This window comes from Myxococcus hansupus, from assembly GCF_000280925.3.
GTDB classification, from domain to species: Bacteria; Myxococcota; Myxococcia; order Myxococcales; family Myxococcaceae; genus Myxococcus; species Myxococcus hansupus.
In genome coordinates this window covers 8,649,043-8,664,373 of the sequence record NZ_CP012109.1, presented here as the reverse complement: position 1 = coordinate 8,664,373, position 15,331 = coordinate 8,649,043, and the positions used below count along the sequence as shown (strand labels likewise).

The 15,331-nt window shown below is 70.2% G+C and carries 14 protein-coding genes; 3 read left to right on the top strand and 11 right to left on the bottom strand.

Annotation, left to right across the window (positions count from 1 at the left end; translation table 11 throughout):
- Positions 1-116 precede the first annotated feature (116 nt).
- Positions 117-848, top strand: coding sequence for a hypothetical protein (locus tag A176_RS34160; protein ID WP_144429669.1), 732 nt, complete (start codon positions 117-119; stop codon positions 846-848).
- A gap of 80 nt (positions 849-928) precedes the next feature.
- On the opposite strand, the gene A176_RS34155 is transcribed toward A176_RS34160, so the two are convergent.
- Both A176_RS34155 and A176_RS34150 read right to left on the bottom strand, forming a co-directional pair.
- The gene (locus A176_RS34155; protein ID WP_226994071.1) at positions 929-3,769 is read right to left on the bottom strand and encodes a M16 family metallopeptidase; all 2,841 of its coding nucleotides are present in this window, start codon (positions 3,767-3,769) and stop codon (positions 929-931) included.
- Between the two features lie 150 nt (positions 3,770-3,919).
- Positions 3,920-4,897, bottom strand: a complete 978-nt coding sequence (locus A176_RS34150; RefSeq protein ID WP_002637851.1) for an aldo/keto reductase — start codon at positions 4,895-4,897, stop codon at positions 3,920-3,922.
- A gap of 322 nt (positions 4,898-5,219) precedes the next feature.
- Between A176_RS34150 and sppA the strand changes: the two genes are divergently transcribed.
- Positions 5,220-7,010 (top strand): signal peptide peptidase SppA, encoded by a 1,791-nt coding sequence (gene sppA / locus A176_RS34145; protein ID WP_002637850.1) that lies wholly within the window; start codon positions 5,220-5,222, stop codon positions 7,008-7,010.
- A 66-nt stretch (positions 7,011-7,076) separates the two neighbouring features.
- Here sppA and A176_RS34140 read toward each other — a convergent pair whose 3' ends face one another.
- Positions 7,077-7,613, bottom strand: a complete 537-nt coding sequence (locus A176_RS34140) for a cysteine dioxygenase (RefSeq protein ID WP_226994070.1) — start codon at positions 7,611-7,613, stop codon at positions 7,077-7,079.
- A gap of 344 nt (positions 7,614-7,957) precedes the next feature.
- Between A176_RS34140 and A176_RS34135 the strand changes: the two genes are divergently transcribed.
- The gene (locus A176_RS34135) at positions 7,958-9,205 is read left to right on the top strand and encodes a GspE/PulE/PilB domain-containing protein (RefSeq protein ID WP_002637848.1); all 1,248 of its coding nucleotides are present in this window, start codon (positions 7,958-7,960) and stop codon (positions 9,203-9,205) included.
- 48 nt (positions 9,206-9,253) lie between these two features.
- On the opposite strand, the gene A176_RS34130 is transcribed toward A176_RS34135, so the two are convergent.
- From A176_RS34130 to rpmH, 8 genes are read right to left on the bottom strand one after another with little or no spacing between them, the layout of a single operon-like run.
- Complete coding sequence (locus A176_RS34130; protein WP_082282885.1) at positions 9,254-9,913, bottom strand: Uma2 family endonuclease; 660 nt, start codon at positions 9,911-9,913, stop codon at positions 9,254-9,256.
- A 22-nt stretch (positions 9,914-9,935) separates the two neighbouring features.
- The gene (mnmE, locus tag A176_RS34125) at positions 9,936-11,270 is read right to left on the bottom strand and encodes a tRNA uridine-5-carboxymethylaminomethyl(34) synthesis GTPase MnmE (protein ID WP_021781319.1); all 1,335 of its coding nucleotides are present in this window, start codon (positions 11,268-11,270) and stop codon (positions 9,936-9,938) included.
- A gap of 52 nt (positions 11,271-11,322) precedes the next feature.
- On the bottom strand, positions 11,323-11,550 hold the full coding sequence (locus A176_RS34120) for a hypothetical protein (protein ID WP_002637845.1): 228 nt from the start codon (positions 11,548-11,550) through the stop codon (positions 11,323-11,325).
- A gap of 47 nt (positions 11,551-11,597) precedes the next feature.
- The gene (locus A176_RS34115; RefSeq protein WP_002637844.1) at positions 11,598-12,386 is read right to left on the bottom strand and encodes a KH domain-containing protein; all 789 of its coding nucleotides are present in this window, start codon (positions 12,384-12,386) and stop codon (positions 11,598-11,600) included.
- Positions 12,383-14,197 carry a membrane protein insertase YidC gene (yidC, locus tag A176_RS34110; RefSeq protein WP_002637843.1) on the bottom strand — a complete coding sequence of 605 codons (1,815 nt, stop codon included), beginning with the start codon at positions 14,195-14,197 and terminating at the stop codon, positions 12,383-12,385. Before yidC ends, A176_RS34115 begins: the two co-directional genes overlap by 4 nt.
- A gap of 49 nt (positions 14,198-14,246) precedes the next feature.
- A complete protein-coding gene (yidD, locus tag A176_RS34105; RefSeq protein WP_002637842.1) occupies positions 14,247-14,465 on the bottom strand; it encodes a membrane protein insertion efficiency factor YidD in 219 nt (72 codons plus the stop codon).
- Positions 14,462-14,887, bottom strand: a complete 426-nt coding sequence (rnpA, locus tag A176_RS34100; RefSeq protein WP_002637841.1) for a ribonuclease P protein component — start codon at positions 14,885-14,887, stop codon at positions 14,462-14,464. Before rnpA ends, yidD begins: the two co-directional genes overlap by 4 nt.
- Before the next feature lie 12 nt (positions 14,888-14,899).
- The gene (rpmH, locus tag A176_RS34095; RefSeq protein ID WP_002637840.1) at positions 14,900-15,052 is read right to left on the bottom strand and encodes a 50S ribosomal protein L34; all 153 of its coding nucleotides are present in this window, start codon (positions 15,050-15,052) and stop codon (positions 14,900-14,902) included.
- Positions 15,053-15,331 lie beyond the last annotated feature (279 nt).

Below are 15,331 nucleotides of genomic sequence, written 5' to 3'. Positions count from 1 at the left end.
CGTGAAACGCTTGGCGTCAGAAAATTCCAAACCCTGCTCCTCGACAGGGCAGGGTGGCCCGATGCGTCAGGGATTCAGGCACATGCATTGCTACGTTTCATGTGCAGGAGGCTGCCATGAGACAACTCCGCCGCACGTGCCTTGCGTCAGTGATTGTGTTCGCCGCCACGGGATGCACCACCACGCTGTACAAACCCAATCAAGTCAGCGCGCCTTTGCTGCGTGAAAAAGGTGAAGTGAAGGGGACCCTGGGCAACAACAACCTCCAGGTCGCCTGGTCACCCACCGAGGGAGTGGGCCTGCTGGCCCAGGGGTATTACGAGCGGTACGCGGAAGGGGAGCGCCGCGCCACGGGCGCGCTGGGTGAAGTGGGTGGCGGCTTCTACGGCACCTTCCTCGACAACGCCGTCTGGGAAACCTATGGCGGCCTGGGCTACGGCCAATCCACCGCGAGCGACCGGCTCGACCTGAACAGCGCCACGCCTCGCGATGTCGGTTTCACGGCCCGCGCCGTGCGAGCCTTCATCCAACCCAACCTGGGCTACGTCACGCCGTACTTCGAGGTCGCCGGCTCCGTGCGGCTGTCCGCCGTGAAGTACGTCTCGCTCAACGCGAACGGCTACACCGACGCGGAGCGCACCCAGGAGTTCCTCGTGGCCCGGGACGTGACGCGCCCCGTGTGGCTCTTCGCCGAGCCGGCCCTCACCGTCAAAGGCGGCTACAAGTGGGTGAAGCTCTACGCCCAGCGCGCGTGGTCCTTCAAGCTGGGCGGCGAGGCCCTTCCCCATGAACGGGACAGCACGGTGGTAGGCATCAGCGTGGACGTGGCCAGTTGGTACAACGACTGAGAAAAGCAGAAGCCCCACGGCGCCAGTGCGCACCGTGGGGCTTCCGTGCTCCAAAGCGTTGAAACAGCGCTACCGCGACATCACGGCGCCGCGGGAGCCTTCGCGGCCCCCGAGGCCTTCTTCTGCGCGGTGGCGAAGTCACCCGCGCGCACCTGCGTCACCTTGTCCCAGTTGAAGTGGCGCTCCATCGCCTTGCGAACATCCTCCGGCTTGAGCTGCGCCAGCTTCTTCTCGAACTCCGCGTCGAAGGCCAGGGTGCGGCCCAGGAACAGGTAGCTGGCGAGCTGCCGCGCCAGGGTGCCGTCCTGCGCCCGCGCCGACTGCCGGTACTCCAGCATGCCCGAGCGCGCCTTCTGCAGCTCCTCCGCCGAGTAACCCTTCTGCACCGCGCGCGTCACTTCCTCGCGCATGGCCGTCTCCAGACGGGCCGCGTTCTCCGGCGCGTAGATGGCATAGGTGAAGAAGCTGCCCACCTCGTCCACGTCGCTGGCGTCCAGGCTGCTGGCCACCCCGTAGGACAGGCCATCCTGCTGACGGATGCGCGTCGCCAGCCGCGAGTTGAGGAAGCCGCCGCCCAGCACGAAGTTGCCCAGCGTCAGCGCCGGCCAGTCCGCGTCATCCTTGCGCAGCTTCAGCGCCTGGCCCGCCATGTAATAGGCGTTCGCCTTGTCCGGCGTCTCCAGCGCGACGGACGTGGGCTTGCCGTCCGAGAACACCTGCGGCACGCGCTGATACGGCGCCGGGCTCTTCCACTTCCCGAGCAGCTCGCTGACCACCGGCACCACGTCCTTGGGCTCGAAGTCACCCACCACGGCCAGCTCGCCGTTGGACGCGCCGTAGAACGACTTGTGGAAGGCGCGGGCCTGCTCTAGCGTGGTGTCGCGCACCCCGGCGATGCGCTCGTCCAGCGTGGCCACGTAGTAGGGGTGGCCCTTGGTGTAGTGGCCCGACACCGCGCGCCAGAAGGCGATGTTGCCCAGCGTCTGCGGCTCGCTGCGCTCCGACTCCAACGCCGCCAGCCGCTCCTGCTTCAGCATGGCGAACTCCTTCTCGTCGTAGGCGGGCTCGCGCAGCACCTCGGTCACCAGCTTCAGGACTTCCGGCAGGCTCTCGCGCGGGCATTCGATGGAGGCGCTGGCGCCCGTGCTGCTGCCATCCACGCCCACGCGCGCCTTCAGCTTGTCGAACGCGTCCTGGAGCTGCTGCCGCGTGCGGTGCTTCGTGCCCCGCATCAGCATGCGTCCGGCGTACGACGCCGCGTCCGCCTGGCCGCGCAGCGCGGCCTCCGTGCCCCAGCGCAGCGTGAGCGACACGTTCACCATGTTGCCGCGCGTCTTCTTCGGCAGCAGCGCGTACTGCACGCCGCCCGGCAGCTCACCGCGCTGTACGCGCGACTCGATGTTGGCGGGGGAGGGGTCGAACGCCTCGCCCTGCGCCACCGCGGCGCGGCCCTTGTAGCCCTCCATCATCGTCGCCACGTTCACCGGCGCCGGCAGCTCCGCGCGGTCCGGCTTCGGCGTGGGGATGAAGGTGCCCAGCGTCCGGTTGGACGGCTTGAGGTACTCCGCCGCCACGCGCGTCACGTCCTCGGGCTTCACCGCCTCGATGCGGTCCCGGTGCAGGAAGAGCAGACGCCAGTCACCGGTGGCCTCCCACTCCGACAACATGATGGCCACGCGCTCGGAGTTGTTGATGGTGAGGTCGATGTACTTGGACAGCGTGGCCTTGGCCCGGTCCACCTCCTCCGCGGTGAAGGGCGTGCGCGACGCCTCCTCCACCGTCTTCAGCAGCGTCTCGCGGGCCGCGGCCGTCGGCTGGTCCTCGCGCATCTCCGCGTTGAAGACGAGCACGCCCGGGTCGCGAAGCTGCAGGTTGGACGCCCCCACGCGCGCGGCCTTCTTCGTCTCCACCATCGCCTTGAAGAGCCGGCCGGACGGGTTGTTGCCCATGGCCAGCGTCAGCACGTCGATGGCCGCGAAGTCCTCATGCGCGCCTTCCGGCACGTGGTACAGGCTGGTGAGCAGCGCGGTGTCACCCACGCGGCGCAACTGCACCTCGCGCTCGCCGTCCTGCGTGGGCTCGGCGGTGTACGTCGCGGGCAGGGGCTGCGCGGGCTTCTTCAGCTTGCCGAAGGTGTCCTGAATCATCGACAGGGCCTTGGCCTCGTCGAAGCGGCCCGCCACCACCAGCATGGCGTTATCCGGCCGGTAGTACTTCCGATAGAAGGCCTGGAGCCGGTCGATGGGCACGTTCTCCAGGTCGGAGCGCGCGCCGATGGTGGCCTTGCCGTAGCTGTGCCAGATGTACGCGGCGCTCATGACGCGCTCGAAGAGGATGCCGCGCGGGTCGTTCTCGCCGGACTCGAACTCGTTGCGGACGACCGTCATCTCGCTGTCGAGGTCCTTCTTCGCGATGAAGCTGTTGACCATGCGGTCGGCTTCGAAGGACAGGGCCCAGCGGAGGTTGGCGTCGGAGGCCGGGAGCGTCTCGTAGTAGTTGGTGCGGTCCAGCCACGTGGTGCCGTTGGGCCGGGCGCCGCGCTCGGTGAGCGCCTGGGGCACGTTGCGCGTCGTCGGCGTGCCCTTGAACATCAGGTGCTCCAGCAAGTGGGCCATGCCCGTCTCGCCGTAGCCTTCGTGCTTGCTGCCCACGAAGTACGTCACATTGACCGTCACCGTCGGCTTGGTCGGGTCGGGGAAGAGGAGCACCTTCATCCCGTTGGGGAGACGGTACTCGGTGATGCCCTCCACGCTGTTCACGGCGGCGGGCGCACGGCCCTTCGCCTTGCTCTGCGGGGCAGCGGCCTTGGAGGCGGTGGCCTGCGCGGCCTTGGGGGCAGGGGAGGGAGTCTGGGCCCACACCGGGGTGCCGGCCACCATCATCAGGGCCGCCACCAGGGAGAGCGGCGTACGTCGCTTCATGCGGTCCTCGCGGGTCGTCTTGGAATGCACCGGCTTCTAACCCGAGATGGCTCCCCGGCCATCCCGAACGGTGGCACTCCGGCCCAGCGGGCGTCGCGGAAACGACAAGGTGGGGCACGAAGGCGCCGGCCTCCGTGCCCTCACGGGGGCTCAGGCGTGGGCATCGCCCCGCGATGCGCCTTGGAGGTGCGCCTCGATGTCCCGCAGCGTGTCGGGCGACAGGCGAAGGTCCCCCGCGCCGACGAAGCCATCCACCTGCTCCGCGCTGCGCGCGCCGACGATGGCCCCCGTGATGGAGGAGTGCCTCAGCACCCACGCCAGGGCCACCTCCGCGGGCGAGCGCCCCAGCCGGCGCCCCACCTCGCGCAGCAGCTCCGCCAGCACCAGGTTCCGCGTCAGCCCCGGCTCCTGGAAGTCCGCGCTGTGGCGCCGCCAGTCATCCTGGGGGAAGGCCCCCACGCGCTCCCGCGTCATCTTCCCCGTCAGCAGGCCCGACGCCATGGGCGAGTAGGCGATGACGCCAATGCCGTTGCGCTCGCAGAAGGGGAGGGTAGAGGACTCGATGTCGCGGTGGATGAGCGAGTAGCGCGGCTGCAGGGACGTCACCGGTGCAATCGCGTGGATGCGCTCCAGTTGCCGCGCGTCGAAGTTGGACACGCCAATCCACCGCACCTTGCCCTCGCGCTGGAGCGCCGCCATCGTGGACCAGCCTTCCTCGCACTCGGCCTGGGACTCCACTGGCCAGTGAATCTGGTACAGGTCGATGGCGTCCACCTTCAGCCGGCGCAGCGAGGCCTCGCACTCCCGGCGGATGGAGTCGGCCTTGAGCGAGCGGGTGATGCGCCCCCGCGCGTCCCAGACCATGCCGCACTTGGTGAAGACGTAGGGCCGCTGGGACATGCCTTCGAGCGCCTGGGCGACCAGCTCCTCGGAGTGCCCCAGCCCGTAGACGGCGGCGGTATCAATCCACCCGATGCCCCGCTCCACGGCGTGGCGGATGGCCTGGATGGACTGCGCGTCGTCCTGCGGTCCCCAGGCGAACTGCCAGCCGCCTCCGCCAATGGCCCAGGCCCCAAAGCCCAGCCGGGTGATGTCCATGCCGGAGTTTCCCAACCGCCGCGTCTGCATGCCTGCCTCCTGTCGTGCGAGTCACGGGCCGCCAGGGCCCCTCCCGCACCGGCGATGGGGCCATGGGCCTGGAGCGCGGCGCCCGTGCCAGCCGGACATCCCCGCTCGCGGGAAGCATGGTGACGCTCCGCGCCGGAGGGCCCGTCATGGCTGCTCCTCCGCCCGGCGAGGGCGTGCCGGAGCCGTTCCCGGCCTGTCCGCCAACCCGTGGCCTCGTGGGAAAGCGCACGGACGCACAAGCATCGTCCCTCAGGCGCGTTAATAGTAAGCACCGCCTGCCAGGGCCGTTCCCTGTCTCTCACGGCACCAGGAGTCCCTTCGGATGAAACGATTCTTCATCGGCGCGCTGGCTTTCGTGGGCGCGCTGTCAGTCCTCTTCGTGGTGGGCCTCGTGGGCCTGATGGTGCTCGCCTCCGCGAGCAAACCCAGCGTGCCCTCCAACCTCGTGCTGGAGCTGGACCTCGAGAACCCGCTGCCGGAAAACAGCGCGGGGGATTCGCTCGCGGGGGCCTTTGGCGAGGAGCCCGCCACCGTGCGCGACGTGGTGGACGCGCTGGAGAAAGCCGGGAGCGACGCGCGCGTGAAGGCGCTGGTGGTCCGCATCGGCCAGACGGGGACGCCCGCCGCCACGCAGGAGATTCGCGACGCGGTGAAGGCCTTCCGCGCCAAGGGCAAGAAGACGGTGGCCTACTCGGACACCTTCGGCGAGCTGGGCAACAGCACGCTGAGCTACTACCTGGCCTCCGCGTTCGACGAAATCTACATCCAGCCGTCGGGTGACCTGAACATCACGGGGCTCGCCTTCGAGCTGCCCTTCGCCCGCGACGCCTTCGCCAAGCTGGGCGTGACGCCGCAGTACAGCGCCCGTTACGAGTACAAGAACGCCGTCAACAGCTTCACCGAGCAGGACTTCACCGCGCCGCACCGCGAGGCCACGGAGCGCTTCACCCAGAGCCTCTTCGAGCAGATGGTGCGCGGCATCGCCGAGGAGCGCGGGCTGACGGAGGACGTGGTGCGCGGCCTCATCGACAAGGCCCCGCTGATGGCCTCCGAGGCGCTGGAGGGCAAGCTGGTGACGGGGCTGCGCTACCGCGACGAGGTGATGGGCGAGCTGAAGGCCCAGGCCGGAGACGGGGCCCGCTTCCTCTATGTGGAGAAGTACCTGGAGCGCGCCGGCCGACCCCACGTGGTGGGCGACACCATCGCGCTGGTGTACGGCGTGGGCGAGGTGGCGCGCGGGAAGAACCGGTCCAACCCGCTCTCCGGCGGCCAGGGCATGGGCGCGGAGAGCGTGGCCGCGGCGCTGCGCAAGGCCACCGAGGACTCGCGGGTGAAGGCCATCATCCTCCGCGTGGACAGCCCCGGCGGCAGCTACGTGGCCAGCGACACCATCCGCCGCGAGGTGCAGCGCGCGAAGGAGGCGGGCAAGCCCGTCATCGCCACCATGGGGGGCTACGCCGCCAGCGGCGGCTACTACGTCGCCATGGAGGCGGACCGTATCGTCGCGCAGCCCGGCACGCTGACGGGCAGCATCGGCGTCTACGCGGGCAAGTTCGTGACGGCGGACCTCTGGCACAAGCTGGGCGTGAACTTCGACACCGTGTCGGTGGGCAAGAACGCGGAGATGTACGGCAGCGACGCGGTCTTCACGCCTGAGCAGCAGGCGCGGCTGGACGCGACGCTGGACCGCATCTACGAGGACTTCACGACGCGCGCGGCGGCCGGCCGGAAGCTGCCGCTGGAGAAGCTCCAGTCGCTGGCCAAGGGCCGCGTGTGGACGGGTGAGGACGCGCTGGCCAACGGGCTGGTGGATGCGCTGGGCGGCTACCCGAAGGCGCTGGAGCTGGCCAAGGAGGCCGCGAAGCTCCCCGCCGATGCCCGCGTCAACGTGCAGGTGTACCCGCGCAAGAAGCCCGCGTCCGCCGTCCTCTCCGAGCTGCTGGGTCAGCGGGGCGAGAACAGCGAGGACGACGCCGTCACCGTCAGCGCCCTGTCCCCGTGGGGCGGTCTGGTCGCGGGCCTCCGGCAGGTGTACGCGGTGGGCGCGAAGCTGGGCCTGGTCGAAGGGCACCGGGGCGAGCTCTACGCGCCCATGCCCGAGGCGAGCTGGTAGCGCGTCCATTGTGGACGCGGCCGCGTGGCACCGGGACGCTCCGGGTGCCACGCGCGCTGTCGGGCTTCAGAAGAGGGCAGGGGGCTGCGTCGTGCCCTCCAGGGGCGCGAGCGGCCGTCCGAAGACGGAGTGGTAGCGCAGCTCCCGGGAGACGCAGCGCTGCCGGCGTGGGTCGAAGACGAGACAGCGGTCCACCGGCCCCGCGTACACGTGCAGCGAGACGGCGGGGCCCTGGGTCGCGGTGACGCGGTGGATGGGCGCCTCGGGACAGCGGAAGTCGACGTGCCCCGCGCCCACTGGCCCCACCGCGGTGGGGGCTCCGAGCCGCGCTGGACCCGGGCTCAGGCCGCCGGATTCCAGGGGGTAGTTCTCCAGGAGGAAGGCCCCGGACTGGACGCTGAACCAGCATTCCTGGCCATCGTGGTCGTGGATGGGCGAGACGGCGCCGGCGTCCCAGCAGTTCAGCAGCACCTCCAGTTGGGCATCCCGGTAGACGAGGTTGCGCGTGTAGCGCCCCCGCCGGAAATGCAGGTAGGGCTGGAGACTGGACGGCTTCAGCACCAGCCCCGCCAGGCCTTCCCCCACGCCGACCAGACCCGGCATCCCGCCGGCCTTCTCCCGAAGGAGCTCCACCCATTCGCCGAGGCACATGGCGCGCATGGGCGTGAAGCTAGGCAATGCACCGACACCGTGCTTTCCGGGTTGTCCGGCGGGCGACGCATCCGAATGACGCAGCGCACTTGAGGACAGGTCCTTCATCGGATACCCAACGCCCGCGCGTGGGTCGTGGGAGCGGACCCCACCTTGCAAGTGGCGCGGCGACGGAAGCATCTGTCGCCTGCCGGGAAGCTCCCCGCCGGGCAAAGGCGTAGAGACACTGTGACGTTCCTGGACTCAGGCTGCCCCACGGGGCTGGCGGCCAGGGTGGAAGGCGTGAGGGGGATGCGATGAAGAAGCGACTGGGCGACATCCTGTTGGAGCGGGGTGTGGTGGATGCGTTGCAGCTCCATTCGGCGCTGGCCTACCAGCGCAAGTGGGGCGTGCCGTTGGGGCAGGTGGTCGTGGACCAGCGCTTCAGCACCGCGCAGCAGGTCCTGGAGGCCCTGGCGTTCCAGGCGGGGATGCAGACGGTGGACCTGGAGGCCCAGCCGCCGGACGCGAGCCTCCGTTGGCTGATTCCGGAGCGGGTGGCGGAGACGCACCGCGTGGTGCCCCTGAAGCTGGAAGGCACGCGGGACTCGGTGCTGGTGGTGGCCATCGCCGCGCCGGCCAGTCTGGCCTCGTTGGATGCGGTGAAGAGTGTGTCCGGCAAGCCGCGCATCGTGGCGAAGCTGGCCACGGATGCGTCCATCCACCGTGCCATCGGGCGGATCTACCGGGGTGAGACGGGGGAGGCCACGCCCCGGCGTCCGGGGATGGAGGGCTTCTCGCTGCCGGAGGCGGATGAGGATGTGCCCATGGTGCTGGGGGGCAGCATGGCCGAGCTGACGACGATGGAGGCGCCGTCCATGTCCCTGGAGGATGGGTTGCCGCTCCTGGCTTCGCTGGATGACGTGGTGGTGCCGGATCAGGCGTTGCCCGTGGAGATGAAGCGCCTGGTGCAGGCGATTCGGGCCATGCCGGATCCGCAGCCAGTCCCAGCCGCGCTGGACGCCACCGCCGCGGGGGCCGCCGCCGTGGAGGCCCTACGTGGGGCGCCGATGACGCGGCCCCAGGCACCCAAGGCGCCATTCTCCGCCAGGGCGGCGCAGTCCGCGAAGGTGCCGTTCCCCACGCGGACCGTGGCGGCGGCGACGGTGGCTCCGGCCACGGCGGTGCCGCTGCTCACCGCGGCGCAGCCGGTGCCCGTGGCCCAGGTCCTGGTGTACGGCTGGGGCGCCGAGGCCACCTCGGGGCTGGTGAGGGTGCTGTCCGAGGCGGGGCTGAGCACGCGCGTCGCCAGCACGGAGGAGCTGCTCGCTTCGAACGAGGCCCAGGTCGTGGTGGCGCCGCTGCCGTCGATGGAGGCGCTGCCCCGGCCGGTCCACGCGCGGGTGCTGGTGGCGGGCAAGACGCCGGAGCAGGACCTGCCCCGTGCCCAGGCGGTGGGCGCCCGCGGCTTCCTCGCCGCGCCCGTGGATCCGGACCTGCTCCTGCGCGCGGTGCGCCGACTGGCGCGTCCGACGGCGGAGGCGGATCTCAAGCGCGCGAGCTGAGCACGGCGGCGAGGGCTCGTCGAAGCCCTCCAGCCGCCTCGGCGCGGATCATGGGACGGCCACCAGCAGCGTGGGCTTCTCGGCGCCCTCGGGCAGCCACAGGGAGCCAAGCTCCAACACCGAGGAAGGGAAGGGGTCGGCGCGCACCAGCGCGTCGTCCTCGTAGCTCGCCGTCAGCAACCAGCCCCGCTTGACGCGCTGGTACGCCTCCAGCGTGCGCGCGGCCGGATCCACCAGCCACACGTGGGACACGCCCGCGCGGGCGTAGAGCGGCAGCTTGCGAGCCCGGTCCAGCGCGGCGGTGGAGGGCGTCAGCACCTCGCACACCCAGTCGGGGACCAGCGTCAGGAAGGGGACGTCCGGGTCGAACGGGACGTCCAGGCGCTCGCGGCGCCAACCGGCCATGTCCGGCACGAGCATGTCGTGGCCGAGGTGCAGCTCGGGCGCGCGCAGGAAGCACCAGCGGCCACTGCCGCCACGGCGCTTGTCGAGCTGTTCTCCCAGCTCCACGCCCAGCATGAAGGCCGCGCGGGTCTGCGCGGCGGTCGGACGAGGCGAGGCGACCAGCTCCTCGTCCAGAATCTCCCCCACCCAGCCCGAGGGCAGGGCCGAGAGCATCGAGTGGTTCGCCAGGGGGATGGTGCCTTCAATCACAGCGCCTCCGAAAATCACCGGTTGAGGCGGGCAGTCTAGGGAGGCGTCTGACATGTCCCCCGAGGGCTGGCGGACGTCATTTCCCGATGCAGAAACGCTGGAAGATTGCGTCCAGCAGGGCCTCCGAAACCACGGTTCCGGACACTTCGCCGAGCGCCTCCAGCGCGAGCCCCACCTCGCCGGAGACGACTTCCAGGGTGGACACGCGCGACGCCTGCTCCGCGCTCCTCAGCGCCTCCGAAGCGCGACGCAGGGCATCGGCATGCCGCTCCGAAACGAGCGCCACCGCAGAGGGTGTACCGCCCCCCCACAGCAACCCGAGCATGTCGGCGCGAAGCGCGTCCACACCTTCACCGGTGAGCCCACTCACGCGGCGGCGCGGGGAACCCTCGGTGGGCGCGGCCACCACGTCGCACTTGCCGTCCACCGTCAGCACCGGCGTGCCGCCCGCCTCGCGCAGCCACGCCTCGGCCTCCGACGGCGTGCCACCCGGGGGCAGCACGAGCACCGCCAGGTCCACGCCCGACAGCAACTCCCGCGTCCGCGCGATGCCCAGCGCCTCGATGCGGCCCGGCGTCTCACGCAGCCCCGCGGTGTCGAAGAGCGTCACCGACAGCCCGTCCCACTCCGCGCGGGCCTCCAGCGCATCCCGCGTGGTGCCGGGTTCGTCATCCACCAGCGCGCGGGACTCGCCCACCAGCCGGTTGAACAGGGTCGACTTGCCCGCGTTCACGGGCCCGAACAGCGCCACGCGGGCACCCCGGCGGACCAGTCGGCCACGGCCCGCCTCGGAAAGCAGCGCCTCCGCCTGTCCGCGCAGCGTGGCGACGCGCTCGGCCACCTCCGCGTCCGCGCCCTCCGCCTCGTCGGGGAAGCTGAGCACGCCCTCCATGTCCGCGTGCAGCTCGCGCAGGGGGGCCTCCAGCGCCTGGACTCGCGCCGCCAGCGCCCCGGACAGCCCCGCGGCGGCGGCGCGCACCGCGGCCTCGGAATCCGCGGCCACCAGGTCCGCGACGGCCTCCGCGCGCGTGAGGTCCAGCCGTCCGTTGAGGAAGGCCCGGCGGGTGAATTCACCGGGCGCGGCATGGCGCACGCGGGGGTCCTCCAGCGCGCGCGCCAGCAGCAGCCGCAGCAGCCGGGGACTGCCATGGGCCTGCAACTCCACCACGTCCTCGCCCGTGAAGGAGCGCGGCGCGCGGAAGTAGAGGAACAGGCCCTCGTCGAGCGGCCGGCCCTCCGCGTCCACGAAGGTGGCCAGGTACGCGTGACGCGGGGTGGGCTGCTCGGGGATGCCCGGCGCGAGCCTCCGGCCCACGTCCAGGGCTTCGGGGCCAGACAGCCGGAGGATGCCCACGGCCCCCGCGGCGGGCGCGGTGGCCAGGGCGGCGATGGTGAAGGAGGAAGACGTCATACGCGGCCGGTGGAGCGCTTCCACCTCGACTTCGACAGCGGGGCTTTCCGCGTCAGCGGTTGCCCACGGGAGGCGTGGAACCGCGAGCAGCCTTCTCGACGGCCTCGCGGTTCTCCTCGATGTACCGCTCCACCGCCTCGTCCTCGAGCTCCAGGTCCCGCAGGACGCCCGGGTAGACGAAACGGAACGCGGGAGACTCCTCGTCTCCTCGCAGGCGGAAGCTCATCTTGAGCACCGCCGCGCCGTACAACTTGTCCTTCAGAGCTTTCGCCTTGCCCATCCCTCGTCTCTCTTCGGGAGCTCCGGCGCGCGGTGCGCGGACGGCGCTCACGCGTCGAAGTCGTCCTCGTCGTCGTCCGGCAGCATGCTCCGCTTGGGGAGCGGGGCGGGCTTGTCCGGAGTGAACACCACGCGGCGGTTACGGCCTTCACCCTCCGCCGTCACCTTCACGCCACCCACTCCTTCTACTGACGTGAGGACGCGCGCGCGGTCTTCAAGCTTCATGGCGGCAATCGCATAGAAGCGGCCCAGGCCGGCCGACTTCTCCGCGAGCTGACGGACCGCCGCCTTCAGCGCGGCATCCTCGTCGACCGCCACCGAGCGCTCGTCGCCCTCGGAGGCGGCCTTCGGTGCGGGAGCGGCCTTGGCGGCGGAGGCCTGCGCGCCCCGCTGGGCTCCCTTCGCCTGGGCAGGGGCCGCGGCCTGGGCCGGGGCCGCCGCCCGAGGCGCCGCCTGTGTGGGAGCCGCCGGGGCCGCCGCCTGCGCGGGGGCGGCCTGCGGCTCACGGCGCTGCCGGGGCTCCGGGTGCGAACCCGCGCCCAGCATCACCCAGCGGCGCTCCGTGCCGGGACGGTGCAGCATCTTGTTCAGCAGGAACTGGAGCGAGTCCACCACCTGACTGCGCCGTCCCACCTCCACACCCGGAGGTGGCGTGGGCTCGAAGTGGAGCGCCACGGACAGGCTGCCATCGGCGGCATCCTTCATGTCCAGACGGGCCGGGAAGCCCATCAGGCCGAGGATGTCGCCGAGGAGCTTCTCCACGCGGCCCCGGAACTCCCCGGATGAAGCATCCGGGGCCGGGGCGGACGGCGTCTGCTGGGGAACCTGCTCGCTCACTTGCGCTTGCCTCCCGCACCGGCCACCGCCGGCGTCCCACCGCCCGACTGGGGCTTGTTCCGGTCCAGCCACTTCCGCAGGCCGTACTGCTGCGCGATGGAGAGGATGTTGTTCGTGAAGATGTAGAGCGACAGGCCGGCGGGGTACTGGAGCAGCGTCAGCGTGAAGATGATGGGCAGGAACCAGGTCATGATCTTCGCCTGGGCCGCATCCATCATCTGCGGCTGCATCTTCTGGGTGATGACCATGGACACGCCCAGCGCCAGCGGCAACAGGTACGTGGGGTCCTTGTAGGTCAGGTCTCGCCAGATGGGCCCGATGAAGGGCTCACCGTAGATGTCGAAGCTGTTTCGCAGCGCGGTGAACAGGGCGATCCACACCGGCATCTGGATGAGGAGGGGGAGACACCCGCCCAGCGGGTTCACCTTGGCCTCCTGGTACAGCTTCATGATTTCGAGGTTCTGCTGCTCGCGGTTGTCCGCGTGCTTCTTGCGGATCTCCTCCATGCGCGGCTGGAGCTTCTTCACCTCTTCCATGCTGACCATGGAGCGGTAGGTGAGGGGCAGCAGGACGAGCTTCACCACCACCGTGAGCAGGATGATGGCCACGCCCCAGTTGCCGGTGATGCCGTGGAAGAACTTCATCACCATCAGCAGGACCTTGCAGATGACGGCCCAGATGCCGAAGTCCACCGTCTCCGCCAGCGGCGGGTGGAAGGTCGCGTCCGTCAGGCCGGTGGACGCGCGCAGCGAGGCGCCGGGCACCAGGGCCAGGATGTCCGGATCCTTGGGACCGAAGTAACCGCCGAAGCGCAGCGTCACCGTCTCGCCCGGGGCGGCCGAAATCGGGAAGGCCGCCGTCACCTTGCGCAGGTTGGGCGTGGCCTCGAAGTGGCACGAGCCGAGGCGCGGCCCCTCCAGCGGGTAGAGCGCGGAGAGGAAGTACTGCTGGTCGATGCCGAAGAACTGAATCGGGCCGCGGACGTCTTCGGCGTCCGGGTGGTCGTCGCCCGGGTTCATCTTCTGGAGCTTGTCACCCACCCAGCACGCGGAGCGGCTCAGGTTGCCCACGCCGCCGAAGAAGGACGGCGCGTGCTCGAAGTTGGGGTCGATGGCGCGGTTGTGGTTCACCTGCAGCTCACCGCTCTGCGGCTGGCCGGAGGTGTTGCGCACCTGGATGGTGTAGGACAGCTCGAAGCCGTCCTTGGGCCACTTCAGCGTCTTCACGACCTCCCACGGGCCACGGCGGCCGGTGAAGGTGACGCCGTCGGCGCTGCCAGGGGCGCCTTCGTCCATGGCGTAGTTCAGGTCCGCGGGCAGCGGGCTGGTGCCGGTGATGGCCACGGACAGCGGCAGCGGCTGGCCCGGGGTGGGGCGCGCCAGGTCCATCTGCGGCGCGGGCGGAATCTCCTTGCCGACCAGCTTCTGAAAGCCCTGGGCGACGGAGAGTTCCTGCTGCTCCCGCATCTTCGCGCCCTTGAGCACGGCGGCGGTGAGGCCGGCGCCCTCGGAGGAGAAGGTGTAGACGGACTCGTCACGGAGCAGTTCCGCCTTGCGCGCCGGAGGCGGGGCCTCCGCGGCGGCGGTTTCCGTCCCTTCGCCGGGAGTTCCCGCTGGCGGCTGCACGGCGGGCTGGCCGGAGCCTGCGTCGGGGCTCGCCGTGGCGACGATGCCCGCATCGGGGGTTTCCGAGCCGGGCGGGGTGGGAGCGAAGAAGAAGGTGTAGACAGCAGTGGCCGCGAACGAGAGGGCCAGGGCCGCTAGCAGTCGCTTCTGCGAATCGTTCGACTGGGGCGAGAGCGGATCGTTCATAGACTCCCCCCTCCGCGAGGGAGAGGGCGGCAATGGGTGGAACCCCTCGTCACGGCACCGGGTCGATACCGCCGGGGTGGAAGGGCTGGCAGCGAAGGAGCCGCCAGAGCGTGAGCCACGACCCCTTGAGGCCGCCGTGCTTCTCCAGCGCCTCCATGGCGTAGGTGGAGCACGAAGGGTGGAACCGGCACACCCGAGGGAGCAACGGTCCGAGGAACTTCCGGTAGAAACGGATGGGCAGCGAGATGACGAAGGCGAGCGGGCTCATGCTGGAGGCTCTTTCTTCGGCTTCGTCTCCACTGCCCGCGGAAGCCGTTGGAGCTTCCGGGTGACACCATCAAAGGCCCGCGCGAGCGCCGGAAAGGAAGAATCCTTCGCGGAAGAGCGCGCCACCAAGACGACGTCCAAACCGACGGGCCATTGCGCGCGGCGCTTGCGAAAGAGTTCTCGCAAGACGCGCCGCAAGCGCGCACGGACGACAGCGTTGCCCACCTTGCTCGACACGGTGAGGCCAACACGGGAGTACGGTCGGCCATTGCGCTTCACGAGGGCCAGGAGGCAGTCCGAAGGGACTTTCTGCCCGCCTTCCTGGACCTCGAGGAACTCGCGCCGCTGAAGCAGGCGCAGGGCCTTGGGGAAGCGCTGGTCTGCCGGGTGGGACTCGCCCGGCGTCGCACCCTCGGCCCTCACAAGCGAACTCGCCTACTTCTTGGGAGCGGACACGACGAGCCGCTTACGGCCCTTCGCACGACGACGCTTGAGGACATCCCGGCCGCCCTTGGTGGCGTTCCGCTTGCGGAACCCGTGGGCGCGATTGCGGCGGACCTTCGACGGCTGGTACGTGCGCTTGGACACGGCTCGACTCCTTGATGGTGGCGGCGCCTCCTACCGCTCCGGCGCGACCTGAACTGAGGAAAGGGGCGGGTCCGTACCCCCATTTCCAGGGTAAGTCAACGTTGGATCACCCAGGCCCACCCGAGAGCCCACCTCCGCGGCGGCCAAATGGCCCGCACGGGGGTAGGTGCGTGAAGGTCTGGGGAATACTGACGGTGACGACCACCGCCCAACGCACGGCGGCGGCAGTTTAATCACGAACAGCGCAGCCGTCTGTTTCCTGGGCGCTTTTCCACGGCG